The sequence below is a fragment of the Streptomyces sp. NC-S4 genome (genome assembly GCF_054353315.1).
In genome coordinates, this window is the sequence record NZ_CM135937.1 from 7577099 (window position 1) to 7601549 (window position 24451).

At 68.7% G+C, this 24451-nt stretch carries 21 protein-coding genes and 2 pseudogenes; 7 read left to right on the forward strand and 16 right to left on the reverse strand.

What is annotated here, in order from left to right; all coding sequences use genetic code 11:
- Positions 1-92: 92 nt before the first annotated feature.
- Together ACXNSR_RS33905 and ACXNSR_RS33910 are read right to left on the reverse strand one after the other, a co-directional pair.
- Positions 93-917, reverse strand: a pseudogene (locus ACXNSR_RS33905) (AAA family ATPase); the annotation flags it as partial.
- Between the two features lie 479 nt (positions 918-1396).
- Positions 1397-2524, reverse strand: a complete 1128-nt coding sequence (locus ACXNSR_RS33910; RefSeq protein WP_458643467.1) for a tyrosine-type recombinase/integrase — start codon at positions 2522-2524, stop codon at positions 1397-1399.
- 120 nt (positions 2525-2644) lie between these two features.
- On the opposite strand from ACXNSR_RS33910, the pseudogene ACXNSR_RS33915 reads away from it, so the two are divergent.
- A pseudogene (locus ACXNSR_RS33915) lies at positions 2645-2812 on the forward strand (pirin family protein); the annotation flags it as partial.
- A gap of 573 nt (positions 2813-3385) precedes the next feature.
- On the opposite strand, the gene ACXNSR_RS33920 reads toward ACXNSR_RS33915, so the two are convergent.
- The 4 genes from ACXNSR_RS33920 to ACXNSR_RS33935 form a co-directional block, all read right to left on the reverse strand.
- Positions 3386-3817, reverse strand: a complete 432-nt coding sequence (locus ACXNSR_RS33920) for an NUDIX hydrolase (RefSeq protein ID WP_458639160.1) — start codon at positions 3815-3817, stop codon at positions 3386-3388.
- A gap of 122 nt (positions 3818-3939) precedes the next feature.
- Complete coding sequence (locus ACXNSR_RS33925; RefSeq protein WP_404239383.1) at positions 3940-4185, reverse strand: hypothetical protein; 246 nt, start codon at positions 4183-4185, stop codon at positions 3940-3942.
- Positions 4186-4408: 223 nt separating this feature from the next.
- A complete protein-coding gene (locus tag ACXNSR_RS33930) occupies positions 4409-6628 on the reverse strand; it encodes a hypothetical protein (RefSeq protein WP_458639161.1) in 2220 nt (739 codons plus the stop codon).
- A gap of 76 nt (positions 6629-6704) precedes the next feature.
- Positions 6705-7799, reverse strand: a complete 1095-nt coding sequence (locus ACXNSR_RS33935) for a hypothetical protein (protein WP_458639162.1) — start codon at positions 7797-7799, stop codon at positions 6705-6707.
- A 502-nt stretch (positions 7800-8301) separates the two neighbouring features.
- Here ACXNSR_RS33935 and ACXNSR_RS33940 point away from each other — a divergent pair.
- Together ACXNSR_RS33940 and ACXNSR_RS33945 are read left to right on the forward strand one after the other, a co-directional pair.
- Complete coding sequence (locus ACXNSR_RS33940; RefSeq protein ID WP_458639163.1) at positions 8302-8607, forward strand: hypothetical protein; 306 nt, start codon at positions 8302-8304, stop codon at positions 8605-8607.
- Between the two features lie 108 nt (positions 8608-8715).
- Positions 8716-11199: a DUF4118 domain-containing protein gene (locus tag ACXNSR_RS33945; RefSeq protein ID WP_458639164.1), complete on the forward strand. Its 2484-nt coding sequence runs from the start codon at positions 8716-8718 to the stop codon at positions 11197-11199.
- Positions 11200-11220: 21 nt separating this feature from the next.
- Here ACXNSR_RS33945 and ACXNSR_RS33950 read toward each other — a convergent pair whose 3' ends face one another.
- The 7 genes from ACXNSR_RS33950 to kdpF all read right to left on the reverse strand — a co-directional run bounded on the left by ACXNSR_RS33950 (position 11221) and on the right by kdpF (position 17994).
- Positions 11221-11778 (reverse strand): hypothetical protein, encoded by a 558-nt coding sequence (locus ACXNSR_RS33950; protein WP_458639165.1) that lies wholly within the window; start codon positions 11776-11778, stop codon positions 11221-11223.
- Between the two features lie 109 nt (positions 11779-11887).
- Positions 11888-12133, reverse strand: coding sequence for a hypothetical protein (locus ACXNSR_RS33955; protein ID WP_458639166.1), 246 nt, complete (start codon positions 12131-12133; stop codon positions 11888-11890).
- Between the two features lie 38 nt (positions 12134-12171).
- On the reverse strand, positions 12172-12696 hold the full coding sequence (locus ACXNSR_RS33960; protein ID WP_458639167.1) for a hypothetical protein: 525 nt from the start codon (positions 12694-12696) through the stop codon (positions 12172-12174).
- Positions 12693-14756: a hypothetical protein gene (locus ACXNSR_RS33965; RefSeq protein WP_458639168.1), complete on the reverse strand. Its 2064-nt coding sequence runs from the start codon at positions 14754-14756 to the stop codon at positions 12693-12695. Before ACXNSR_RS33965 ends, ACXNSR_RS33960 begins: the two co-directional genes overlap by 4 nt.
- Positions 14756-15196 carry a hypothetical protein gene (locus ACXNSR_RS33970; RefSeq protein ID WP_458639169.1) on the reverse strand — a complete coding sequence of 147 codons (441 nt, stop codon included), beginning with the start codon at positions 15194-15196 and terminating at the stop codon, positions 14756-14758. Before ACXNSR_RS33970 ends, ACXNSR_RS33965 begins: the two co-directional genes overlap by 1 nt.
- Positions 15197-15343: 147 nt before the next feature.
- Complete coding sequence (locus ACXNSR_RS33975; RefSeq protein WP_458639170.1) at positions 15344-17902, reverse strand: sensor histidine kinase; 2559 nt, start codon at positions 17900-17902, stop codon at positions 15344-15346.
- Between the two features lie 2 nt (positions 17903-17904).
- Positions 17905-17994, reverse strand: coding sequence for a K(+)-transporting ATPase subunit F (gene kdpF, locus ACXNSR_RS33980; RefSeq protein WP_132753770.1), 90 nt, complete (start codon positions 17992-17994; stop codon positions 17905-17907).
- A gap of 212 nt (positions 17995-18206) precedes the next feature.
- Here kdpF and ACXNSR_RS33985 point away from each other — a divergent pair, with 212 nt between their 5' ends.
- The gene (locus tag ACXNSR_RS33985) at positions 18207-19769 is read left to right on the forward strand and encodes a Na+/H+ antiporter (protein ID WP_458639171.1); all 1563 of its coding nucleotides are present in this window, start codon (positions 18207-18209) and stop codon (positions 19767-19769) included.
- Positions 19770-19822: 53 nt separating this feature from the next.
- On the opposite strand, the gene ACXNSR_RS33990 is transcribed toward ACXNSR_RS33985, so the two are convergent.
- Together ACXNSR_RS33990 and ACXNSR_RS33995 are read right to left on the reverse strand one after the other, a co-directional pair.
- Complete coding sequence (locus ACXNSR_RS33990) at positions 19823-20545, reverse strand: cation transporter (protein ID WP_458639172.1); 723 nt, start codon at positions 20543-20545, stop codon at positions 19823-19825.
- Positions 20545-20880, reverse strand: a complete 336-nt coding sequence (locus ACXNSR_RS33995; RefSeq protein WP_458639173.1) for an ArsR/SmtB family transcription factor — start codon at positions 20878-20880, stop codon at positions 20545-20547. The genes ACXNSR_RS33990 and ACXNSR_RS33995 overlap by 1 nt, the downstream gene beginning before the upstream one ends.
- Positions 20881-21017: 137 nt before the next feature.
- On the opposite strand from ACXNSR_RS33995, the gene ACXNSR_RS34000 reads away from it, so the two are divergent.
- Entirely contained in the window at positions 21018-21350 is a 333-nt protein-coding gene (locus ACXNSR_RS34000) for a hypothetical protein (protein ID WP_458639174.1), read from the forward strand.
- Positions 21351-21383: 33 nt separating this feature from the next.
- On the opposite strand, the gene ACXNSR_RS34005 is transcribed toward ACXNSR_RS34000, so the two are convergent.
- Positions 21384-22199, reverse strand: a complete 816-nt coding sequence (locus ACXNSR_RS34005; protein WP_458639175.1) for a GNAT family N-acetyltransferase — start codon at positions 22197-22199, stop codon at positions 21384-21386.
- A 576-nt stretch (positions 22200-22775) separates the two neighbouring features.
- On the opposite strand from ACXNSR_RS34005, the gene ACXNSR_RS34010 reads away from it, so the two are divergent.
- Both ACXNSR_RS34010 and ACXNSR_RS34015 read left to right on the forward strand, forming a co-directional pair.
- Positions 22776-23363, forward strand: coding sequence for a histidine phosphatase family protein (locus ACXNSR_RS34010; protein WP_458639176.1), 588 nt, complete (start codon positions 22776-22778; stop codon positions 23361-23363).
- 395 nt (positions 23364-23758) lie between these two features.
- Complete coding sequence (locus ACXNSR_RS34015; RefSeq protein WP_389129038.1) at positions 23759-24445, forward strand: response regulator; 687 nt, start codon at positions 23759-23761, stop codon at positions 24443-24445.
- Positions 24446-24451: the final 6 nt, after the last annotated feature.

Below are 24451 nucleotides of genomic sequence, written 5' to 3' on the forward strand. Positions count from 1 at the left end.
AGTTTCCAGACGCAGGAGCGGGGGACCTCCTGCAGCACGACGGGGGAGTGCGTGGCGACGATGGCGATGCCGTTGCGGTCGGCGAGGAGCTGCGAGAGCGTCCTGACGAAGGCGGAGAGCAGCGGCGGGTGGAGGTGGCTCTCAGGTTCATCGAGGAGGACCAGGGTCTGTTCGACGACGAGTTCCACGAGACGGGTGAGGGTGAGCAGCACGATCGCGTGGCCGGAACTCAGTTCCGAGAACACGCGGTGAGGGGCTTCGTGGGAGAAGTCGTCCGGCTCAGTGCTGCTCATGTAGTCGACGAGCTCGGGAACGCTGCCCGCGGCGAATGCCGGGTCGGTCATCAGGGCGTCGACTGCGCTGGCCCAGCGTTGCGTTCTGCCGGTTGCCTGGATGACTGCCAGACTGCCGGTGAACTCGGCGGCCAGATCCTCGTGCGACTTTCGCTCGGTGTGGTTGCCTGCCTCGATGTGCAGGCCCACGTACTCGAAGGTGAGGTTCCCCTCAGGGCTCACGTCCGAGAAGCCGGAGAAGGGGTCGAAAGCGCTGAAGCAGACGGAGACGACGTTCATCGGCATCCCCATGGGCACGCCAGCCGGGGGGTCGCAGAAGGCGAAGGTGCCGTCGGCCTCCGTGGAGCCGAGGCGGACCGCTGCGCGGGTGATTCGCCTAAGCAGGGTTGTCTTTCCGACGCCGTTGCGTCCGATCAGGACGTGCACATTGCTCGGGGGCGTGGAATCAGGATCGGCTTTGAAGTCGAGAGTCGAGCCTCCGTGCGCCTGCTCGGCGGGCGGAGTGTAGGCGAAGTGGTAGCCAAGCAGACGATCGCCGCCGGCCGCGATTCGTCTGAACTGGATGACCACCGTGCTCTCGGAGATGTGGCGGAGCAGGGAGATTAGGGTGACTTCGTGCTCCATCGCCACTGCGAAGGCCTCGCGGCTGAATGCGATGTCGGACAGGGCACTCAGGATGGAGGCGCGTCGTTCGGTGCCGAGCCGGGCGATGTTGTCGTAGTAGGTGTCGTCTTGGCCCACCGAGAACCATTGGTGGGGTCGGCTTTCGTCGTCCAGCGCCGAGTACTGGCCGGGGCGAAGGGCGCGGTTCCCGGGCTGCTGGTGCGTGCTGCCGATCTTGACGGTGCCGAGCCGCAGGGGAAGCCAGTTGTCGTGCTCACGGACGTGCAGTTCGTAGGTGGTGCGATAGCCGCGATCGTGCGTGTTGACAGGGGTGAGGATGAGGCCCGCCGGACCCTCGTCGGACGGAGCCGTGGAGACGTCACTGACCTCGATGAACACCCGCGCACCCCTGCAGTCTTGCCGCCCTCGGACCCTCGAACCCTAACCCGCCGCTCCTACCGGCAAGTTATCTGTAGCGCTGTCCAGGCAAGGGGCGAACTTCACGCCGCCAGGCCGATGTCGAGGATCTTGGCGGCTTTGCCGATGGAGCCGGGCATGAGGTGGCGGTAGATCTTGAAGGTGATGTCGAGGCTCTTGTGGCCCATCCATTCGGCGACGTCGGTGATGGGGATGCCGTTGGTGAGGCAGTTCGAGGCGAAGAAGTGGCGGAGGCTGTAGATCACCATGCCGTCGGGGACGTCGACTTCGCCGGCGCGCTTGATGCGCTGCCACTGGTTCTGGAGGTAGTAGGCCAGGAACGGCCTCGTGGGGTCCATGGGGTGGCGGAGGAGGTAGCCGTCGACCGTGCCGTGTTTGTCGGCGTACCACTCGATCGTCTCGCGGACTCGGGCCGGGAGGGGGACGTCGCGGTAGTCGGTGGGCTTGCGGTGCTTGAGACGGCCGTAGGTCTTCGTGGTCTGGTTGACCTGCTCGGTGATGCGGTAGACGTCGCTCGCGACGAGGTTGTTGATGTTGACGGCGAAGGCCTCGCCGTTGCGCATGCCGCAGCCGCTCATCAGGTCGGCGATCAGGAGGAACCGGTCGTCACCGGCGGTGCGTATGTCGCGGAGCTGGGCGGGGGAGGGGATCACCGCGCGCTCGGGGTCGTACTGAGGGGGCTTGACACCCAGGACGGGGTTCTCCGTGTAAATGCCGAGGCGGTAGGCGTCCAGGAGGACCGACTTCACCTTGTCGAAGGCGTTGGACTGGGTGGCGAGGCCGGTGCCGTTGCGCTCCATGGTGCGGATGAAGCCGTCGACGACCTTGTGGTCGAAGGTACTCATCCGGCGACTGCCGAGCGTAGGGAGGATGTGGTGCTCGAGGAGGGTTTCCAGGGTTCTGAGGGAGGACTCGGCGAGGTCGCGCTGGCCGGCCTTCCATTCCGCGGTGTACTCGCGGAACTGCATCGCGCCGTACTTCTGGATGCGCTCGGCCTTGCTCTGGCTCTGGGGAGCTGCCTTCTTCTCCTGGTAGACCGTGGTGAGGCGGGCGATCGCCTTCTCCTGGGTGGAGAAGCCGGCCTCTTCCGTCTGCTTCCCCGTGGCGCTTCGGTAGCGGATCTTGTACTCGTGGGGGCACTTCGACCAGCGGGACTGTGGGTGCTCGCAGTCCTTGTAGAAGGTGCCCATGCCGTGGGCGAGCGACTTCGTTGCCATGCGGTGCGGGACTCCTCGGGCGCCAATGCTGACCTTTTGCTGACGCCGGAGGGTCCACCACGTTCCTGACCTGCACGAAGACGGATATCTCGTGTTACGTTCTGGAACTGGATCGGACGGTCACACGATGATATCGCGCAGGCCCGCGAGGACTGGATGAACGGGTCCCGATTCGGTGAGGTGAAGGGCTACGACGGCCCTCCGATTCCGTCCCCGGAGCTCCCGCCGACGTACCTGAAGCCCAGGGGAAGGGTGCGCTGACCTGCTGGTTTGCGTGAACGAGGGCTGGGTGTCGTGCTCGGGCCCGGCCCTCCGATTTTGGTTTCGCAGGGGAGGTCGCCGGATGGGGCGCGAGAGCCTTCGGGGCTCACGGGCGAGTCTCATCTGTAGCAGGCTGTAACCAGGTTTGGTCGGACGAATGCTGACCTTTTGCTGACTTTACTGACTGGTAGTTAGATCTGCCCGCTGGTTGGTCGAGTCTTCTTGCCCGCGAACTGCGGGGGTGGCCGCCGCCGCGCCGCCGGCTCCTACGATCGTGACTTCGGATCCGGCCGGGGTGCGTGATTCGTCGATGAAGCGTGCGTGGCGGGTCTTGTTCACAAGTGACAAGGCCCTCGCGTGTCCAGTTCCCTTCGCCAGGTTCTGACGGAACGCGGTTGCGTGCCAGAGCCCTGTGGCTTTCAGGCGACTGGACGCTCGAGTGGGGGTGAGGAATCAGGTGCCCGCGTCCACGGAGCCTGGCACCCGACCGGTATGTGGGCCGCAACGAGAGGCGCCACACCCGCGGGCTAGCAGCTGCGGGGGCGCCGAGGCATTCTCCCCTGGTAGCCGTGATCAAGATCGAAGGGCGACGTCCAGGTATCGCTGGACCGGCTGGAAGAGTCCGTACGGGATGTACCGCTGGATCTGCGACAGAGGCACCCACGCGACCTCGGCGACTTCATCGGCGTCCACCACATGTGCGGTCCCGCCGACCACTTCGCAGGCCGTGTACGACACTTGCCGACCAGTGATTGGATGGACCCGCTCGCCCAGCGGAGCAACAGCGACCACCTCCAGGCCAGCCTCCTCCTTCGTCTCGCGGACGGCGGCTTCCTCGCAGGACTCGCCCGGTTCGACTTTGCCCGCCGGGAACTGCCACGAGAGCTGGCCCTCTGCAACTCGTCGCCGTACGAGCAGCACTCGACCCTCGTAAACCACAACCGCCCCGGCAACCCGACGCTCAGGTTGGGCATCGCCATTCACCGACGCCTGCAGGTCACTCACGGCAGCCGCCGTCGTTTGGGGCGAGAAGGCGCTGCAATGCCAGCGGGAGGTTGGAGTCTGGTGACTTTCGCGGGCCCCTCGTTGTTACTGCGATGCGTTGCATGGGTGCGGCTCTCCGATCCTCATCCCTCGAAGAGCATTTCTTCCACCGCGGCGGGCGCCGCTGCCTCCTGCTGTGCGCGCTCGAACTCGAGCTGCCACGCTCGTGCTTCGGCGTAAGCGACGTGAACCATGCTGCCCGGACATAACACCAGTGCCCGGGGCTCGATCTTGTGGTCCTTGACCGATCCGTACCCGATTCGTTTGGTGGGCAGCAGGGCGTGCGGAACGGAGCAGGAGGGGCATGGAGCCTTCGGGAGGGTCGCCATGTCACCAGGATGGCCTAATAAGTTCCGGCGCGGCAGGGAGCGCACGAGCGCGCATCGTGGCACGTCGTTGGCGGCTTCCTGTAGCCCATCATGATCACTGGTGTCGTGGTCAGATGATCACCAGGCTGATGGCGCCGGTCCCGCTGGAACACGGCACCCTGAAGCGTCGCGCGGCGACGTCGCCTGATGCCCTGCGCCGGGGTGGCATCCATTGCGGGGCGAGCTACGGCTTTCGTCGTCGGCTTTGTTGCGCTCGTGCCTGGGCCTCGGCCTGGCGGTCCCGTTCGGTGCGCGCTTCCGCCAGGCGAGGCCGGAGATCGGGTTCATGCAGGACGAGAAGTTCGAGGCCGGCCATTCTGCAGTGTTCCCGGGCTTCCTGAAGGAGCGGCTCGGGGATGATGTCAATCGCCGCCATGACGTGCACGTCGGCCTTGAGACGGTGGCTGAGTTCGACGTCACGGCGGATCTGGCCTTTCTTGGCGAACTCGGCGGCGCTGACCTTCGCCTCGCCTGCGAGGACCTTCCCCTCGTAGACGCCAAAGATGTCGACTTCTTTCGTGTCGCCGTCGTCGAAGACAACGTCGACGCCGGGGAGGAAGTGTGAGTCGGGGGCGCGTTCTTTCAGGGCGGCGACGAGGAGCAGGTGGGTGAGCACGCCGTTGTCAACGGCTCGGTCGATGAACCCGTTGAGGCGGTACATGATCTCGACGGACTTACCGTTGTCCCGCCCGTACCGATCCGGTGCCGAGCAGGCAGGGCAGACCGCCTGGCCGGTGCTCGCTTGCAGCGGGATGAAGCTGTGCAGTTTGCACTGCTCGCAGTCCAGTCCAAGCCCACGCTCGGCCCACCCCTGTTCACAAGCCCTCTCGAGCGCGGGGGTCACCTGTTGGGGTCGCCAGTTGTTCAGGGCGTTCGTGGCGGAGCGGAACTTCCGGTCCATGCGTCCACCGAATTCGCGGGCGAGCTCTCTGGCATCCTCGAGCAGGATGCGTCCGGGAATGCGATGGTCCAGCGCCTTGATGAAGTGCTCGGTGCGCTCGGTCTTGAGGGCGGTGAGGGATTCGGCGACGAGTAGGTCGAGAAGTGCACCGATGTCGGACTGCTGGGCGATGGTGACGCCGATCTTCCCCGGCGTGGACAGCTCGAACTGCTTGGTGACTTCGTTCAGGAGCCGAGGTACGACCTCCGCCGGCTTCGGGATGGTCAGTGTCAGCCGCGGCCAGTCCAACCACGGAAGGGAAACGGGCATCTGTAGTTGGTCGCCGTGCCAGGACGCCGGAAGCCGAATCTGACCCCTGCCTTGTTCCGTGATCATACGAGCGACCACGGGATGCTTCGGAAGACCGTTGAAGGGCTCCCCGGCAAGGCGCAGCAGACCGGCTGCGGGGTGCTGCAGGATGACGGGCAGCTTGACGTCGAACCGGCTCGGCCCGGCGAACTGGTTGAAACCGCTGCGCTTCATGGCACCCCACCGGCGATCGAAGAGCCATCCTGAAGAGACGTCCACGTTGATCGCGTAGGTCAGAGGCTCAGGAGCCTCAGCAAGACGGCTGTGGCGGAGTTCATCGTCGAACGATGCGACGAGACCGGCCTGATGCGCCGCTTCGTGCAGGTCATCTTCCGCAACGCTCTGACTGATGAAGACGACGTCCGGTTGAACGCGGAGCCCCGAGTGGACCTGTGCCAGCCGGATGTCGCGCGCGAAGTTGATCCAGTTCTTCGGTGCATCGTCGGGGAACAGCAAGAGGGGCATCTCGGTGTGTACGTGCAAGCGCAGAGCACGAGCATTCCAAAACCACAGGACGTCGGGCAGAGAATCCGGCCGGGCAATGACGACAACGATCGGCAGCTCGTCATGCACGCTCTGACTTGAGCGCTGGTGTTCCTGAAAGCCGGCCATGCCTTGCTGGAGGGCCGTGGCGCCGGTGCTCTGTGCGGCGCCGAGGAGAGTGTCCTGCGCGGGGATCACGGGACCTTGGTACGCGGCTTCGTCTGGAGCGTCGTAGATGCCCGCCACTGCCACGGCCCAGAGCGGTCCCTCCGGATCTGCCCGGAAGCAGGTGTCCGCTGCCGGCCCGATCAGGTTGTGGCAGGCAGCCTCAGGCCGGCTCGTGAACTGCCAGATTCCTGTCGAGCCCATGGCGTCGAGGGCCACGAGCGGAAGATTCCAGGAGTCGGCAAGTTCCTGAGCACGTCCAGGGTCGGCGTTCACATTGACGAGCGCTTGGACATCCGCGACTCGGATCAGCTCCGCCGTCGCGACGGTGCCAGCATCCGTAGAGGCTTCGATGATCGGCTCGGTCATGCCGCCCCAGCGTTGGGTTGCCGTCCGCACCGCCGCCCGGAAACCGCTCGTGCTGTCTTCAGCGATGAGGTAGACCACCCTCGCGGGAAGAAGGGCTACTTCGATGAGGCGGTGGCCAAGATAATCCTGGTGCTCCATTGAGCCACTCAACCAGAGAGCAGTTCGCGGCGTGGCCGGTTTGGCAGGCTTCGTTGAGCCCGAGGCTGTGGCCGTTTTACCGCCAGGGCGCCTGGGCGCGCTGTGCCTGTTGCTGCGCGGAGGCGGCGTCTGCGCGTGCCATGGACAGGAGGTGGGGGAGTCGGCCGGCTGCTTGGGTGTTCCACCAGCAGTGGGCGTCGGGCGAGAACGCGGCCTTGGGGACGTTGTCGATGGCTTCTTGGTACACGGTTGGTGAGTCGTGCCATTCGGTGTCGCTGATCAACCGCAGGGAGCGGCGCGAGAGACCGTCGAGGAGGGTGAAGAGCCGGGGGACTGCCGTGAGACGGTGTTGGCTGGAGCCGGCTGGGCGGACACCGCCTGGATATTGGGCCCAGAGGAGGTACTGGGCTGGCCACGGGAGATCGATCCCCTCGCGTCCGTCGTAGGCCACGACCACCGGCTCGGCCATGGAAGCAGCGATGCCGGTGACCATTCCGCGCCCCGCGTGGTGCAGTTGATCGGTCATCCTGACCACCCACGGTTCATCCTGTAGGTCGCGCTTGATCAACCGCTCCAGGACGGCGTACGCGCGCGCCCAACGTGCCGCTACTGGGGAGGCGTGATTTTCCTGCTCGGCAGGGGTGAGACACATCAGGGCATTGAGCCAGCTCTCGCACCACCGGTCGAAGCCGGACTGGTAGCCATAGCGTGCAGTACCCGATGACGACTCCTTCACCTCCTGCGCGTCGAGGGCCTGCTCGCAGATCTCCTCCCAGGTCTCCTGCCACGGGAGCCGGAACTTCCCCGGCCGACGGCGCCGGAAGTCTGAGTCGAGAAGCGCGGCCGTCCCGATCAGGAGGAGCTCTTCCTGAGCCTTCCCGCTGCCGTAGGCGTCGGCATGGAGTTCTGCCAGCCGATCACGGGCGGCGCCCAGTGCTGAGAGCGGCTTCCGCAGGAGGCGATGGGCGTCTCCCGGGTTGCTCCAGTCGGGCCCGTGGAGCCCGAACGTAAGGACGTCGCAGTACGCCTCCAGGTCATGCCCGGAGGAGAGCCGGCCCGCGAGTGTCGCCAGTTCCTCCATGCGTGAGATCAGACGGCGGGCCTGCGTGTAGTAGTCGGGGAACGGGTTGGGGCAACGCCGGCACCCCCCGGGCTCCGGAAGTTCGGCCATGCTTCCACGATCCGGCACTCGCAGGCTGACGCCAGCCCGCTGCGGAGGAACACGGAACGCCCTGCACTCCGCCGACAGATGGAGCACCGAGCCGCTCGCCGTCTGCCACAGCGGTACGTCCATTCCCGCCAGAGGGCCCAATGGCACGTCGTTGCCGTGGGAAGGGGTACCTGGTCATGTGCTGCAACACTCGCGGACACGCTCGTGAGCTCCTGCCTCGGGATGCCGAATGCGTACCGCACCAGCCTGTCCTACGTCCGAGCGCCACGGCGCAGCTTTCGCCGATCGAGTGACGGCGCCGAGGTCCGGCCCCGATGGAGTGGTTCCACCGATCGGCTATCGGCCTTACGGTCCGGGGCGGCGGGAAGCCACGCGGAGGAGACGGGCTGGAAGTCGGGGGAAACGTTGATCGACGTCGGGCGTGGCTGGCGTCACCGCGACCTCCCGAAGGTGAGCCGAAGGCGGCCTGACATGATCCCTCCCACGGAAAGGGAGGGTCGCCGTGGGATTTGGCCTGTACGTCGCGGTACCCATAGGGGTGGTGGCGCTGTTGCTCGCTGCCTCCGGTGTGGCGGCGCTCAGCCGTGGCTGGCTGCTGCCCTGGCAGCGGCGGCACATCGTCCGGCTGCGCCTGTTTGGCTGGGCTCAGCTGTTGATCGCCGCCGCGCTGGGTTCTCAGGTGATCGGTCTCCTGGCGGTCGATCCCGTCTATCGTTCCGTCGCCACCATGCCGGGTGTGGTGGCCGTCCTCCTCGGTTTGGTGCTGATCACGCGGGCCCAGCGCCCGCCGCGTACCCGGCAGGGCTGACACGGCGCCCGGCCGCACGATCCACGAGCCCCGCGCAGCGGAGACTGCGGGAGAGCACCATGGAAGGAGGACGGCGAGCAGCAGTGACGAGCGGGCAGGAGCCCGTCCATGGCGCGTGGGCGATTGCGGATCTACCTCGGGGCCGCCCCCGGGGTGGGGAAGACGTACGCGATGCTCGAGGAGGGGCAGCGTCTGGCAGGGGCCGGTGCCGATGTGGTCGTCGGGTTCGTCGAGCCGCACGGTCGACGGCCCACCGCGGCCCTCGCCGAGGGTCTGGAGATCATTCCCCGGAGCACCCTGGAGTACCGGGGGGCGACGTTCACCGAGATGGACCTGGACGCGGTGCTCACGCGCCGTCCGCAGGTCGCCCTGGTCGACGAGCTGGCGCACACCAACGTGCCCGGCTCACGCCGTACCAAGCGATGGCAGGACGTCGAGGAACTCCTGGACGCGGGCATCGACGTCGTCACCACGCTCAACGTCCAGCACCTGGAGTCTCTCGGTGACGTGGTCCGGCAGATCACCGGTGTCCCGCAGCGGGAGACCCTGCCCGACGAGGTGGCGCGCCGAGCGGACCAGATCGAACTGGTCGACCTGCCGCCCGAGCTGCTGCGCCGGCGCATGCTGCACGGCGAGATCTATCCCTCGGAGCGCATCGAGGCCGCTCTCACCCACTACTTCCGTGTCGGCAACCTCACCGCGCTGCGGGAGCTCGCCCTGCTGTGGCTTGCCGACCGCGTCGAGGAGGGGCTCCAGCGCTACCGCGCCGAGCACGGCATCACCACCCCCTGGGAGACCCGCGAACGCATCATGGTCGCCCTCACCGGCGGCCCCGAGGGCGGCACGCTGATCCGCCGCGCGGCCCGGATCACGGCCCGCGTGCCAGGCAGTGAGCTGCTGGCGTTGCACGTCGTGCCGAGCGACGGCCTCACCCATGGGGATCAGGCGAGCCTCGCAGCCCAGCGTGAGCTGGTGGAGTCGTTGGGCGGGAGCTACCACCAGACCACCGGCGACGACATCCCCGAGGAACTGCTCCAGTTCGCGGAGGCCGAAGGCGTCACCCAGATCGTGCTGGGCGCTAGCCGCCGCGGCAGGGTCTCCACGTTCCTCCGCGGAGGCGTCGGGCACCGGACGATCCAGCGGTCCGGCCCCATCGACGTGCTGGTCGTGACCCACGAACACGCCGCAGGGTCGTCCTCCGCCCTCCGGCTGCCGCACCCCAGCCGCGCCACCGGGCCACGGCGGTTCTGGACGGCGATCGTGCTCGCCGCAATTGCCCTCCCGGTCCTGACCCTCCTCCTGGTCCTCCTGGGCGAGCACGTGGACCTCTCCCTCGCCCTGGTGCTCTACCTGCTGGCCGTCGTCGTCATCGCCCTGGTCGGGGGTCTCGTCCCCGCCCTGCTGGCCGCACTCGCCGCCAGCCTGCTCGCCGACTACTACTTCACCCCGCCGCTGCACTCGCTGCGCGTCGAGTACCCCGCCGACGTCCTCGCACTGGTGGTGTACGTCGTCACGGCCGTCGTGGTCGGCATGGCCGCAGGAACGGCAGCCCAACGCACGTACCAGGCCGTCCGAGCGAGCTCCGAGGCCAGGGCGCTGAGCCGACTGGCCACCGCCATGATGCACGGCCAGGACTTGCCGACCCTGCTCGAACAGGTACGGGAGGACTTCGGCCTGGACGCGGTCAGCCTGCTGGAAAGGGATACCGGGCATGCCGCCGAGCCCCGCTGGTACGTCGTCGCCAGCACCGGCGTTGATCCACCCGAGCGTCCCTACGACGCCGATGTGGAGAGCCCCGTTGGCGACGACATCTCCCTGGCGGCCCGCGGACGACCGCTGAGCAGCGAAGATCAGCGCGTGCTGGCAGCGTGCGCTGCCCAGTTGGGTATGGCGTACTCCCACGGACGGCTTGCCGCCCACGACGCCGAAACGGACCTGCGCGCCACTGCGGAGCACACCAGGGCCTCACTGCTCCGCATCGCGGGCCGAGACCTGCGGGGGCCGCTCCGTACGGCTGACGACGCGCTGAGCAGCCTGCGCGACCTCGCGGACCCCGAGGAGGCCCGTCTCCTCGACACGGCCCGAGGGGCCTTGCGCCGCGCGGACCAGCTGGTCTCGGATCTCGACGACCTGAGCCGACTGCACGCGGGCGCACTCGATCTCTACCTGCGCCCGGTGGACCTCGACGAACTGCTGACCGCCGTGATGGACGATCTCGGTCCCGGCCATACGCTGCGCTGCATCCTTCCGGAGCGGCTGCCCGACGTGATCGCCGACGCAGCCGTCCTCACCCGCGTGCTCACCACGCTGGCGGCCGAGGCCCAGAGGCACAGTCCGCCGGACCGGCGCGCGCAGCTGACGGCCGAGACCAGCCCCGGCTCGGTGGAGATCCGCATCACTGACGGAAGACCCGAGGGGGCGCAGGAGGCAGGGTCCGGGGCACACCCGAGCCGATCCGCCGACAGCCTGGCCCTGCGGATGTCCCGCGACCTCACGGAGAGCATGGGCGGGACTCTCGAACCGGCCACCGACGGGCCCGGGTTCGCCGTGGTGCTCACGCTTCCGGCAGCAGCACGCAAGCAGGACCACTGACCGGTGTGAAGGTGTGAGCGGTCACTCCAAGCCGGAGACCTTGAAGACCGTCTGTGCCGTTTCGCGATCGATGTGCTGCGCCAGCTGCTGCAGCGCGGTCACGCCGGGGAGCAGGGTGCCGCGCTGGATCGACGCGCGCGTGTCCATGTCGAGGAGGTGCCACATCGCCGGGTTGCGAACCAGGACGGCCGGGTCGATCTCGACCCGGCTTCCGTGCGTGTCCCGAAGGACCATCCGCTGGGCCACCCCGTCGTACCACCGGACCGAGACGAGGAAGTCGGTGCGGACCGTGTCCGTCATGAGCAATCCGCCGGCGCTCAGCAGTCCAGGACGAATGGAGACCCGAGGCGGGCGCAAGATCACGAAGAGAAGGACCGCGAGGCCAGTCCACAGGGCGCCGCGTGTCAGGTCGAGGCTTCCGAAACCGGCGTCCACGGCGAACAGGGCCGTGAAGAGGAGGAACGCCACACCGATCGCGGAGCGCCACTCACCGGCCCAGCGGATGTCGTGCACGAAGGGCCCGGGAGGGGCCGCTGCGGCGCCGTGCGCACCCGCCCGGGCACGTGTGAAGCGTTCCATGAGAGCGACGTTAGGGCTGGTAGAGGCTCTGGAGCCGGACCCTGACGCACCGCTGATGTGATGGCTACGCCATCTTGATGGGGCTCCCACGGCGGGAACCCCATCGGCTTCAAGGGCCCGGTGGGCTGATCGAAGGCGACGGCCGGGAGTAGTCGTACGGCGGCGGGCTCCATGGTGCTCGGGCGGGCGAGGGCTTGAAGGGTCCTGCCCGGTTAGCCATGAGGACCAGCATCGTCCCGACGAAGAGCAGGGTGACGATGATGAGGGCGAGCCCGAAGGGGTTGTGGGGGTTGTAGTAGTAGCGTTTCGTACCCCACTTGCTCCGTCTGAAGACCGGTTCGTCGTCGTACCGCACAGACCGACTCCTCAAGTCGAAGGGGATAGTGCTTCTGGTCAAAGGGCGCAGCCGGCTGCCTTCTGCGCGGCCGGCAGGTAGGCGGCGATGAAGCGGGCGAGATCCTCGCGGCGTTCATTGACGTCGGTCGGAGCTTTCCGTACCCAGACCTCCACCACGTATCGGTGCGGCTCACCCTTGTACGTGCACGCGCTGTACGCCATCGCCGCGCTGTCCGCGATCCGCGCATCGGTGCCGATGTCCGCCTTCTGGGGATTCCCGGCGCTCAGGAGGTTACGGCTCTTGACCTGCAGAGGGTCCACATTCGCAGCCACCAGGCTCGCCTGGAACGTCAGCTCGCGGCGCTTGTCGACCTCCATCCCGCAACCGGTGATGTCTCCACCGCGCTCGCTGGTGTCGCCCTGCTTGAACGAACCACCTGGCGGGAGCAGCGGTTTCAGCAGAGCGGGCCGCACCTCGACGCCGCACACATCGCCGGGTACCGCGTAGTCCTGGCCCTGCGCGCACCCTGCCGCACCGGCCAGCAGGACCAGGGCCAGGGCAGTGGCACGATGGCGGCTCACTGGGCGCCTGCCAGGCCCTGGGCCTTCTGGTTGCCGTCGAAGGCCGCCCCGTTGATCTCGGACGTGAGCATGTAGCGGTTGTTGCCGGCGCCGGCATTGGCCTTCGCCCATTCGTCCGCGAGGGCCTGGAGCTGCCGCTCGCGGCCCGTGAAGGTGGCGCCGTTCTGGCGCGTGGTCTCGGCGTTGATCCGCGCCTGCTCGTCGAGCTGCCACTGGTAGGCGAGGGCGTCGACCCCCCGCTGCGCGGCGTCACCGACGACGGGGATGAAGTTCGCGGCGCCGCCGAAGCCGTGGTAGAGCCACTTGGCATCCCACGAGGGGTCGTCCTTGTCGGTCTTCAGGGCCTGGTAGCGGGCCTCTTCCAGGAAGCCCACCGTGGCGCCGGCTCGCACCAGGTTCTCCTTGGGGTCGCTGGGGTGGTCCCCGTGAATGTCCTTGATCATTTCGCGGTTCATGGCCTCGTTGAGCATGCCGTACGAGTCCTGGTCGCGGGAGATCTGCTTGCTGACCTCCAGCAGCTGATGGCGGTCCAGCAGGCGGGGGTCCTTCTCGTCGTCGGCGAGTGAGCTGGCCGAGTGGTGGACGACGTCGCTGTGGGCCGTGAGGACCTTGGCCATGTCGTCGCGCATCTCGGGCGGGAACTCGTCGCCGCGCTCGGAGAGGTACTTCAGGGAGCGGTCCAGTACTTGGCGGTGCTCGGGGGTGAGGTCCGCCGGGCGGCCCGTGGGGTCGTTCGGGTTGACGCCGGTGGCGGCGGAGACCAAGGCGGCGCCGGTGGCCTCGCGGGCCGCGTTGCCGTCCTTGCTGTCCAAAGGGGTGTCGTCGAAGGTCTGGCGGTCGCCGAGGACGTACTGGGCATTGTCGGTCGGCTGCGTGGTGTTGAAGAACTCCGTGGCGGCGTTCGGGCTGGCGGCGAGGGCCGTCATGAAGCCGGTCATGGGGTCGCGGCCGAAGTCCTCACCGATGAAGTTCATCTTCGGCACCGGCGGGACGCCGCCGTTCCAGTAGTTGGCCGGGAGCTTCATCTTCTTCTCCGTCGCGACGAGCGCGTTGCCGTAGTCGTTCAGAAAGCGGTTGTCCCAGTCGCCGCTGCGCATGAGGTTGCTCATCACCTGGTATCCGTAGACCTGGGTGCCGCGGGTCTGGATCCGCTCCTCGCCGAGCTTGACCATGTCGTTCTCCCAGGTGCGCATGGCCGGGCTGTCGGACTGGGTGGCGCCGGCCAGGGTGAAGGAGAGGTTGCGCTGGAAGTCGCCGAGCTGGTCGTGGCGGGAGCGCTGCAGGGCGCCGCCGTCGGACGGGTCGGCCAGGTCCGCCCAGAAGTCGAGCAGGCCGCGCGGGCCGACGGTGGTGGCGAGCCTTTCCTGGAAGAGCCGGTCGTCCTTGTACTTGGCCAGGTCGGCGTTCAGCCTGTCGAACTCCTCGGGGGACATGTCGTCTCCCTTGGTTTTGAGGAGCTTCGCGATCCGGTCGGCGTCCTTTATGGCGTCTGCCGCGCGGTCGCGGTCGTAGTAGGCGGCGTCGGAGAAGCCGTACGGGGTCTGGCTGACCAGCATCGTCAGAGCTTGCGCCGCCGTGGTGTCGCTCTCGGTCGCACCCTCCAGGATCCGCTGCACCTCGTCCCGCAGTGCGGTCGCATCGGCCTCGGTGTGCTCGGGCACCGAGGTGCCCTTGGCGGCGCGGTCGGGGTGGACGTTCATCGTGACGGTGAAGCTGCCGTCACCCGTCCCCACGACCGTGAGGTTCTTCTCCAGCCCGCGCCGGATGGCTTCGTTCAGCCTGGTCTTGTAGTCGACGAGCTCGCCGTGGGTGTCGCGCAGGATGTTCCCGATGCTGGTCGCCTCGGTCGCGGCGTCCGCGAACTCCTTGGCGGTCTTGCCGATGAACTCCCGCGTCACGGTCGCGTTCACCCCTGCCCAGTCCGCCTTCGCGGCTTTCCCGCCGAGATCGCCGCGGGCATCCGACTCCAGCTCCCACAGCTTGGTGGCCATGGCCGTCCAGTCGGCCACGGCCGTGGACAGCTTCGAGAAGTCCGCGAAGCGCAGTGCGTCCAGGTCCATCAGTGCTGCGCCCTTTCCTCGAAGCCTGCGTTGAGCTGCGCGAACTTGAACTGGGTGGCGATCCAGTACTCGTCTTCGGCGTGCGCGTTCTGGGTGTAGTCCAGGTGGTTGGAGATGTGGGCGCAGGCGTCCAGCAGGGTGCCGACCTGGTCGTGCCATTTGTCGGCGACCGTCGAGAGGGCTGCACCCAGGGCGAAGTCCTTCTTCAAGGAGCCCGCAGCCTCGTACGTGCTGGCCTTGGCGTGGTCCCCGTCGGTGCCGAGCCGCTGGCGGAGCTTGAACGCCGCGTCCCCGACGGCGGCCAAGTCCTTCTGGGTGACCACCAGGTCCCCCTGCGGCCCCGCTCCTCCTCCTCCGGGATCCAGCTGATTGAGCCGCATGGCGGTCTGCTTGTCGGCAGCGGCTGACTTGAGCTGCGCCCATTCTTCGTCGAATGACATGCGTTCCCCCATGGTGGAAATGACCTCACCCTGTGTGATCCAGGGCCAGGACTGTGCGGTGCTGCGATGCCGGTGAATGCGAGATCACTCGGCCCGAAGACGGTGGGTTGGCAAGGACACGCCGGTCAGAGCCGTTCTGCGCCCGCATCAGTGATCGGCCGCGGGCAGGGACAGGACCATGGTCAGACCGCCACCAGGGGTGTCCTCAGCGGTGAGAGTGCCGTCCATGGCCTCGGTGAGCCCGCGGGCCAGGGCGAGGCCGAGGCCGAGACCGGCGGTGTTGTCGCGGTCGCCGAGGCGCTGGAAAGGCTCGAAGGCCCGCTCGCGGTCATCGGCGGCGATCCCGGGGCCCCGGTCGGCGATCCTGACCTCGACCCGGCCGGCCAGGGCGCTCGCCGTCACCAGCACGGGATGGTCCTTGGGGGCGTGGCGGACCGCGTTGCCGACCAGGTTCGCCAGGACCCGTTCGAGCAGAGGGGGGTCGGCCTGCAGCGCCGGCACGGTCTCCAGGTTCTGAACGTCGATGCCGGGCGTATCCGCCGACGGCAGGTCAAGTGAATCCAGAGCGGCGGGCAGGACTTCCTCGAGAGTGGTGGCCCGCAGTTCGAGGGTGAGGGCGCCGGCTTGCAGGCGGCTGAGGTCGAGCAGGTTCTCCACCAGCCGGTTCAGCCGGTTCAGAGACATCTCGGCGGATTCGAGCAGCTCCGCCCGGTCCTCCTCGGAGAAGTCCACGTCCGGGGCGCGCAGCGAGCCGATCGCGGCCAACGCCCCGGCCAGCGGGGTCCGCAGGTCGTGGCTGACGGCCCGCAGCAGGGCGGTGCGCAGGCGGTCGGCGGCCTTGATGGGTTCGACTTCGGCGGCGGCCTCGGCCAGGCGGGCCCGCTCGACCGCGGCGCCGACGTGGGCGGCGAAGGCGGCCAGGACGCGGCGCTCGGAGGACGGCAGCGTACGGCCGCGCAGGACGAGGACGTCCCCGGGTCCGGCCGCGACCACCAGGTCGGGGCCCGGTCCGCCACGGATGCGGTGCCCGCTCTCCGTACCGGAACCGGAGTCAGGCGCTCCCGGCGCCAGCTCGACGGTGTCCATGCCGAAGGTCTCCCGGGTCCGTTCCAGCAGGGCCGGTATCGTCTGGTCGCCGCGCACGATGCTGCCCGCGAGGGAGGACATCGTCTCGGCCTCGGCCGCGGCCCGGGCCGCGCGGCGGGAGAGCCGTAGGGACCTGTCCGCGGCGGCGGCCACGGTGGCGGCGACGACGGCGAAGACCACCAGCGCCAGCACGCTGTCCGGGTCGCTCATGGTGAACTCGCCTATGGGCGGCATGAACCAGTAGTTGAGGAGCAGGGCGGCGGTCAGCGCCGCGATCACGGCGGAGGCGACGCCTCCGATGCAGGCCACGCCCACGACCGCCACCAGGAACAGCAGTGCCTCGCTGGTCAGGTTCAGGGTGCCGCGCATCCGGTCCAGGGCGAGGGTGAGCAGTACCGGGAGGACGACGCCGGCCACGGGCCCGGCGATGAGGCGGGAGGTGGGCAGCGTGCGGCGGCGGGAGGGCAGCAGCCGGCCGTGGCCGGCCCGCTCGTGCGTGACGATGTGGACGTCGATGTCCCCGGAGAGCCCGACGACCGTCTCGCCGATTCCCGGGCCGGTGAGGAAACGTTCCAGCCTGCGGCGGCGGCTCGTACCGAGGACGAGCTGGGTGGCGTTCTCCGCCGTGGCGAAGTCCACGAGGGCGGTGGGTACTTCGTCGCCGACGACGGAGTGGTAGCTGCCGCCCAGGTCCTCGACGAGGGCCCGCTGCGCGGCGAGCGCCGCGTGCGAGACCCCGGCGGCGAGACCATCGCTGCGTGCGATGTGTACGGCGAGCAGTTCGCCCCCTGCGGAGCGGCCGGCGATGCGGGCGGCGCGACGGATCAGGGTCTCGCCCTCAGGGCCGCCCGTGAGCGCCACCACTACCCGCTCTCGGGTCTCCCAGACGTCCCCGATGCCGTGCTCGACGCGGTACTTGTGGAGCGCCTCGTCCACTCGTCCGGCCAGCCACAGCAGGGCCAGCTCCCGCAGCGCGATGAGGTTGCCGGGGCGGAAGTAGTTGGCGAGGGAGGCGTCGATCCGTTCCGGGGGATAGACGTTGCCGTGGGCCATTCGACGCCGAAGCCCCTCGGGGGGTATGTCGACCAGCTCGATCTCGTCGGCGCGGCGTACGAACTCGTCGGGCACCGTCTCGCGCTGCGGCACCCCGGTGATCTTCTCGACGACGTCGCTCAGCGACTCCAGGTGCTGGATGTTGAGGGTGGTGACGACGTCGATCCCGGCGGCGAGGATGTCCTCGACGTCCTGCCAGCGCTTCGGGTGCCGGCCGCCGCCCGGGACGTTGGTGTGGGCGAGCTCGTCGATCAGCACCACCTGCGGACGCCGGGACAGCAGCGCCTCCCGGTCCAACTCCGCGTACCGGCCCCCTCGGTAGTCGTGGCCGGCCAAGGGCAGCATCTCCAGGCCGTCGAGCTTCGCCTCGGTGTGCCGGCGCCGGTGGCACTCCACGAAACCGACCACCACATCCGCCCCGCGCGCCACCCGGCGGTGGGCCTCGTCGAGCATGCGGTACGTCTTTCCGACCCCGGGGGCCGCGCCCAGGAAGACCTTGAGCCTTCCGGGCCGGACGACCGGCTGTGCCGCCCCTGCCGTCAGGCCGGCCGCGTCCGTCGTCGTCATGCTCAGAACTTCTCGGGAAAGAAGAACGCCAGGATCAGATACCCGACCAGGCAGACCGCAATGATGACGCCGACGACATTCTCCGTACTCACCCGTACCCGACTCCTCCGGACGCCCTCAACCTCACCAGCGAACACCAGCGAGGTCGTGAACGAAACGTCCCTGATGCACTCCTAACGGCACTGGGGTGGGACTTTGACGGTGTATTGACGGCCGTTACATCGATAGGGTGAAGGCGGTGTGCCGGGAAGCCTGGTCGGCGTCGCGTGACCGCATGGTCCGCGTCGACTCGGGTGGGGGCGGAATGCGCAGCGTCGGTACGGTCTTGTTCCTCGTGGTGCTGGCCACGGTCGTGGCCACGGGTGCCCGCCGCTGGCGAATCCCCGCGCCCTCACTGCTCGTTGTCGCGGGCCTCGTCGTCGCGCTGATACCGGGCACCCCCGAGATCCGGGTCAGTCCCGAAGTCATCGGGCTCGTCGTGCTGCCGCCCCTGCTCTACGCCAGCGCGGAGGAACTGTCCTGGCGCGAGCTGCGCCTGGTGTGGAAGCCGGTCAGTGTGCTCGCCGTCGGCCTGGTGCTGGCCTCGGCGGCCGCGGTCGGGGTGATCGCGTCGCTGATCACTCCGCTGACGTGGCAGATGGCGCTGGTACTCGGGGCCATCCTCGCGAGCACGGACCCGGTGGCGGTCACCGCACTCGGCCGGCGCCTGGCCCTGCCGCCCCGCGTCCAGGTCCTCGTACAGGCCGAGAGCCTGTTCAACGACGCCACCTCGCTCGTGCTCTTCCGGGTCGCCGTCGTCGTCGCCGCGGCCTCTGCCGGAGTGTCCTGGCAGGCGGCGGGCACCGAGTTCGCACTGCTCGCCGGGGGCGGCACTCTCATCGGGGGAGCTGTCGCCGGGGTGGTGGCGCTGATCCGGCGCAGGACCGAGGACCCGGTACTGGAGACGGTCATCGCCCTGGTGACCCCGTACGCCGCCTACGTGCTGGCGGAGGCGGTGCACGCGTCGGGCGTGACCGCAGTCGTCGTGGCGGGTGTCGTGCTCGGAGGCCGGGCGGACCGGTTGACCAACGCCGGCATACGGATCCAGTTGCACGCCGTCAACGGCACCGTGGTCTTCCTGCTGGAGAGCGTCGTCTTCAGCCTGATCGGGCTCACCCTGCCGGGACAGGTCGCCGCGCTGACCGCCGCCGACGGACTCTGGCCGCTGTACGCCCTGGCGGTCGCCGCGACCCTGGTCACCGTGCGCCTGCTGTGGGTCCTGCCGCTCTCGGCCGTCGTCCAGCGCAACGCCGGCGTACGCCCGTCCTGGCGCGTCCCGGCCGTGCTGACCTGGGCGGGAACGCGCGGCGTCGTCCCGCTGGCCGCGGCGCTGTCCATCCCGGTCCTTGCGGACGACGGAAGCCCCCTGGACCAGCGGCCACTCGTACTCGTGCTGACGACGTCGGTGGTGGTGGTCACCCTCGTCGCCCAGGGCTTCACGTTGGCCGACGTGGTCCGCCGCTCCGGAATCGCCCTCGAACCGGACCACACCGAACGCGAGGAGGCCTCAGCCCGGTGCGCCCTCGCATCCGCCGGGATCCGGCGACTGGACGAGATGTCCGACCTCGAAGCGGTGCCGGACGTCGTGGCGGACCGCCTGCGGCGCAGTCTCCAGGCCCGCCTTGAACATGCCCACGACCGCCTGGAAGAAGCCGACCTGGCCGAGTCCGCGGACTACGTGTACCGGCTGCTTCGCCGTGACCTCATCCGGGTGGAGGCGACTGAGCTCCAGCGGCTGTACGACGAACACCACATCAGCGACACCACGCGCCGGAACCTTCAGCGCTCCTTGGACCTGGAGGAGGCACGGCTGGACCTGGCGAGTTGAGGTTCAACTGCGTTGGCTGGCTTGGCCGGTACTCGCCAGGTGATGGCGCCGGGTCAGCCGCAGCAGTCGCAGCCGGGCCGGCATCCGCACGCGTCCGTCGCCGTGTCGACGGACGGCACGACGGTGGCGGCGGGTGTCGCGCAGCAGCCATTGCCCTGCCAGGCGTCTCGGCCTTCCTTGAGCGCGATGGCGGCGATGACCAGGGCGGCGATGGGGTCGGCCCAGGACCAGCCGAGGGTGGCGTTGAGAACCAGGCCGACCAGGAGGACGGCGGAGAGGTAGGTGCACAGGAGGGTCTGCTTGGAGTCGGCCACCGCCGACGCGGAGCCCAGTTCGCGCCCGGCCTTGCGCTGGGCGGCGGACAGGAACGGCATCACCGCGAGCGAGAGGGCGGCGATGACGATGCCGGGAACGGAGCGTTCGGCCTCACCGGTGCCGGCCAGCGTGCGGGCGGCGTCGACGGCTACGTATGCGGCGAGCGCGAAGAACGACACCGCGATGATCCGTAGCGTGGTCTTCTCCCGGGCCTCGCGTACCGCATGCTCGCGAGCGGAGAACTGCCAGGCGACCGCGGCGGCGGAGGAGACCTCGATGACCGAGTCGAGGCCGAATCCGATCAGCGCGGTGGACGAGGCCATCGTCCCGGCGGTGATCGCGACGATCGCCTCGATCATGTTGTAGGTGATGGTGGCCGCGACCAGCAGCCGTATCCGGCGGGCCAGTACGTCGCGACGGGCCGGGGCCGGGCTTACGCCGATGGGTATCTCGGCGGCCATCAGCAGCACCCCTTTTCTTCTGCGTCCACACAGGTCTTGTCGGCCGCGACCGCCACCACGGCGGTGCGCAGGTCGTCGAGTGCGTGGCCGAAGCGTTCGTCGGCGAGCTCGTAGCGCGTGCGGCGGCCGTCGGGGACGGCGACGACCAGGCCGCAGTCCCGCAGGCAGGCGAGGTGGTTGGACAGCCGGGTGCGCGAGATGTCCAGGGCGTCGGCGAGGTCGGACGGGTACGCGGGGGCCTGGCGCAGCGCGAGGAGGATGCGGCAGCGGATCGGATCGGCGAGAGCGCGGCCGAACCGCACGAGGACCTCGATGTCGGAAGCAAGGGTCAGCACATCACGAAAGTACACCAGATCCTGAATTCAGGATATCGTGGATTGTGGTGGCTGGAGCGTCCTGGTCATAACGGATGAGGGCGAGCCGCGCGGCCGTCTGGTTGGGGTGTATGGCGATGAACCGGGAGGACGGGGCGATGAGGATCACGGTATTGGCCGTTGCGGACTGCCCGAACGCGACGCCGGCCATCGAGCGGATCGCCGCCGCGCTCGTGGGCCGCACCGCCGAAGTGGTACTCGTCGAGGTGCACGACCAGGCCCAGGCCGCCGAGTACGGAATGGCTGGCTCGCCGACGATCCTGTTCGACGGCGTCGACCCCTTTGCACCCGGGGGAGCGGCACCGAGTATGTCCTGCCGCCTCTACAGGCACGATGACGGCACGGTTTCCGGCGCGCCGAGCGAAGCCGCGCTGCGCGAGGCACTGGCGGGTACGGTCCTGCCACAGCCCGCCGCGTCGGGTGACCGGTGAGAGCACGACGTATTCGACGTGGTGAGTCGGCCATCAGGCCAAAGCTGCGGCCACGCCCGACGCCGGCACCGGCGTTGCCCGGACCTCGCGTACCAAGGCACGGCCCGTGGCGTGGTGGACGTATTCGCGGGTGAGCCGGAATCCGGCCGTCCAGGCCAGCAGCCGGCTGGGTCGGTTGTCGCGCGAGCAGCACCAGCTCGCGGTCCGTCCGCGTGCCTGGATATCGGCAGTCAAGCCGGCGACGCAGGCCAGTGCGAGACGTTCGCGGCGGTGGTCGGGCACGGTGACGACCGCGATGTCCTCGTAGGCGCTGCCGAGAAAATAGGTGCAGGCGACGGAGAGGATCCGGTCCTTGGCGAAAGCGGCCCAGGCGTGGCCCGAGGCGGCCAGCCCGAAGGGTCCACCCCAACTGGCGTGGATCCAGGCGTCCTCGGAGTCCAACTCGGCCAGCGTCGGAACGTCCTCGGGCGTCAGCCGCCTCACCGTCACGCCACGCGGCATACGGGGGAGGCATACCGATGCCTGCGCCTGGTGGACGTACAGCATCCGTTCCCACGGGACGACGCGCTCGAACGCGGAGCCGAGGGCGGGCCAGAAACGTGAGGGCGTCTCGACGTACTGGTCAGCGAACCGGGCCAGGGCATCCGGGGCGAGCACGCTGGGGTCCCCGCGCAGCAGCACGTGGTCCGCGCAGGTGACGGCGAGGACGCGGGGCCGGTCGGGACGATCGGCCCACCAGCAGCCGGCGCCCGTGGTCAGTACGTGCTCGGCGAGTGCCCCGAGACCGGGGGAGCCGGTGGGAAACCACCGGCTCAGGGTGGGCAGTTGCTGCGGTGCGATTTCGATCATCAACGCTCCCTTGTGGTGCGCGGGCTGTGATGCAGGGGAGTGAGGCGCTGCCTGACGGCGGCCGTCCCGTCCCGGGGTGGTTCGCCTTCAGGCGTCGCGGCCGACGAGCAGTCCGGCAAGCTCGCTCAGGCGCTGGATCGGGCGCTCCTCGGTGGGTGCAGACGGCCCGGGCCACGCGCTCATCACGGTCGTAGGACGCAAGGTGAGGCCCGGTGCCTGCCCGGCGGGGCAGGCACCGGGTGGAAGCGGCCGCCCGCTATACGGGCGGGGGCGGGCGGCCGCGGTTCGGAAGCGGTGCGTCAGCGCACCGGCAGGTGAGCAGCGCGCGAGGGCGGGCGCACCGTATGCGGTGGCCGGTCGTCGTGGCGCAGACCGCTGTTCACGTCACTCATCCAACTGCCTTGCGAGGTAAGGCTCAAGACAGTCATCCAGTCCTTGACACAGCTCTGATGCCGACGTGCCCCGGACGGATGATGCCGGGCATCAGAGCAGAGCGAGTTCACGCCCCAGGACCTGCCTGGGATGAGGCAAGGCAGGTCTCCCGTCGTGACGTATGAGCGGATAGCGTGCGGATCCATGGGTGAGCTGATAGTGATCAGGCACGGCCAGACCGAGTGGAGCCTGTCGGGCCGGCATGCCGGCCGTACCGACGTTCCGCTGACGGATGTGGGTGAGGCGGCAGCCAAGACGCTCGCTCCGAGGCTGTCCCAGCGCCGTCTGGTTGCCGTGTTCAGCAGTCCGCTGAACCGGGCCCTGCGGACGGCAGAGCTGGCGGGTCTGACCGATGTCAGGCCTGACCCCGACCTCATGGAGTGGGATTACGGCGCCTACGAGGGCCTGACCGCCGGGCAAATCCGGGAGACGAGGCCGGGTTGGGACCTGTGGCGGGACGGCGTCGTAACTGGCGACGCCGACCATCCTGGCGAGCAGCTCCAACAGGTGGCGGCCCGCACGGATGCGGTGCTGGACCGGATCCGGCCGCTCTTGGACGACGGCGATGTCGCCGTCGTCGCGCATGGTCATCTGGCGCGGGTGCTGACCGTGCGCTGGCTCGGCCTTGACGCGTCCGCCAGCCGACTGCTCGGCCATCCGCATCCCGGCACTCTCAGCTTCCTCGCCACCGAGGAGGGGCAGCCGGTCATCTCCGCCTGGAACGTGCCGTAGCGACAGAGGCGCTGCATCACGTCTACCGCGCGGGACGCCGGTCGCGGATGAGGGCGCCGGAGATGCCGATGGAGGCGCAGGCGGCGGCAGCCGGCCGGCCACCGGGACTCACCCGACATCAGCGGTGCGTCAAGAAGCACAGGCTGGCCGTAAGAGGGGTGTCAACGTGGCACGTCGGCTTCCGGCAGTGATCGCAGACTGAGCGCAGGGGGGAATCGGACGGCCGTCCGTGATGTGAGGTTGGAGGGCGCGAGTGATCTCCGCCGAGACCATGCCCAGCCCGGACCTAGGGGGGGCGGATTGGAGCCGGACGCATCACGGTCGGGCCGTCACCTCCGGGGGAAAGCCAACGGTCCGATCCGGATCTCCACATGCGACAGGAAGGCGGCGCGCCGATGCCTCGGGTGCTGGTGGTGGATGACGAACCGCAGCTTGCGCGGCTGCTGGTCATCAATCTGAAGGCGCGGAAGTACGAAGTCGACTGCGCGCAGGACGGGGGTACGGCCTTGGAGGCCGTGGCGGCCCGCCGCCCGGACGCGGTCCTGCTCGACCTCGGGCTTCCCGACATGGACGGGATCGATGTGATCAAGCGACTGCGCGTGTGGTCGCAGGTACCCGTCCTGGTGGTCTCCGCCCGCCACGGCTCCGAGGAGAAGATCCACGCCTTGGACGCGGGTGCCGACGACTACATCACCAAGCCCTTCAGCATGGACGAACTGCTCGCCAGACTGAAAGCCGTGGCTCGCCGCACCCCGACACAAGGCACGGCCGCACCGGACGAAGCGCTGGTCGAGACCGAGGAATTCACGGTCGACCTGCTCGCCAAGAAAGCCCGGCGCAGGGGGAAGAACATCAGGCTCACGCCGACGGAATGGCATCTGCTGGAAGTCCTGATCCGCAATCGCGGCCGACTCGTCAGCCAGCGGCGTCTGCTCCAGGAGGTGTGGGGCTCCTCGTACGGAACGCAGACCAACTACCTGCGGGTGTACATGGCCCACCTGCGGCGCAAGCTGGAGGCGGACCCGTCGCACCCGCGCCATCTGATCACCGCCCCCGGCATGGGCTACCGCTTCGAGGCGTGACCGAGG

What these genes read in the sequence shown, in the direction of transcription:
- ACXNSR_RS33910 (WP_458643467.1), bottom strand. Translation starts at nt 2,524, where the DNA reads ATGGGCACCTTCTACAAGGACTGCGAGCACCCACAGTCCCGCTGGTCG.
- ACXNSR_RS33925 (WP_404239383.1), bottom strand. Translation starts at nt 4,185, where the DNA reads ATGGCGACCCTCCCGAAGGCTCCATGCCCCTCCTGCTCCGTTCCGCAC.
- ACXNSR_RS33930 (WP_458639161.1), bottom strand. Translation starts at nt 6,628, where the DNA reads ATGGAGCACCAGGATTATCTTGGCCACCGCCTCATCGAAGTAGCCCTT.
- ACXNSR_RS33935 (WP_458639162.1), bottom strand. Translation starts at nt 7,799, where the DNA reads ATGGCCGAACTTCCGGAGCCCGGGGGGTGCCGGCGTTGCCCCAACCCG.
- ACXNSR_RS33945 (WP_458639164.1), top strand. Translation starts at nt 8,716, where the DNA reads ATGGCGCGTGGGCGATTGCGGATCTACCTCGGGGCCGCCCCCGGGGTG.
- ACXNSR_RS33950 (WP_458639165.1), bottom strand. Translation starts at nt 11,778, where the DNA reads ATGGAACGCTTCACACGTGCCCGGGCGGGTGCGCACGGCGCCGCAGCG.
- ACXNSR_RS33965 (WP_458639168.1), bottom strand. Translation starts at nt 14,756, where the DNA reads ATGGACCTGGACGCACTGCGCTTCGCGGACTTCTCGAAGCTGTCCACG.
- ACXNSR_RS33970 (WP_458639169.1), bottom strand. Translation starts at nt 15,196, where the DNA reads ATGTCATTCGACGAAGAATGGGCGCAGCTCAAGTCAGCCGCTGCCGAC.
- ACXNSR_RS33975 (WP_458639170.1), bottom strand. Translation starts at nt 17,902, where the DNA reads ATGACGACGACGGACGCGGCCGGCCTGACGGCAGGGGCGGCACAGCCG.
- ACXNSR_RS33985 (WP_458639171.1), top strand. Translation starts at nt 18,207, where the DNA reads ATGCGCAGCGTCGGTACGGTCTTGTTCCTCGTGGTGCTGGCCACGGTC.
- ACXNSR_RS33990 (WP_458639172.1), bottom strand. Translation starts at nt 20,545, where the DNA reads ATGGCCGCCGAGATACCCATCGGCGTAAGCCCGGCCCCGGCCCGTCGC.
- ACXNSR_RS34000 (WP_458639174.1), top strand. Translation starts at nt 21,018, where the DNA reads ATGAGGATCACGGTATTGGCCGTTGCGGACTGCCCGAACGCGACGCCG.
- ACXNSR_RS34005 (WP_458639175.1), bottom strand. Translation starts at nt 22,199, where the DNA reads ATGATCGAAATCGCACCGCAGCAACTGCCCACCCTGAGCCGGTGGTTT.
- ACXNSR_RS34010 (WP_458639176.1), top strand. Translation starts at nt 22,776, where the DNA reads ATGGGTGAGCTGATAGTGATCAGGCACGGCCAGACCGAGTGGAGCCTG.
- ACXNSR_RS34015 (WP_389129038.1), top strand. Translation starts at nt 23,759, where the DNA reads ATGCCTCGGGTGCTGGTGGTGGATGACGAACCGCAGCTTGCGCGGCTG.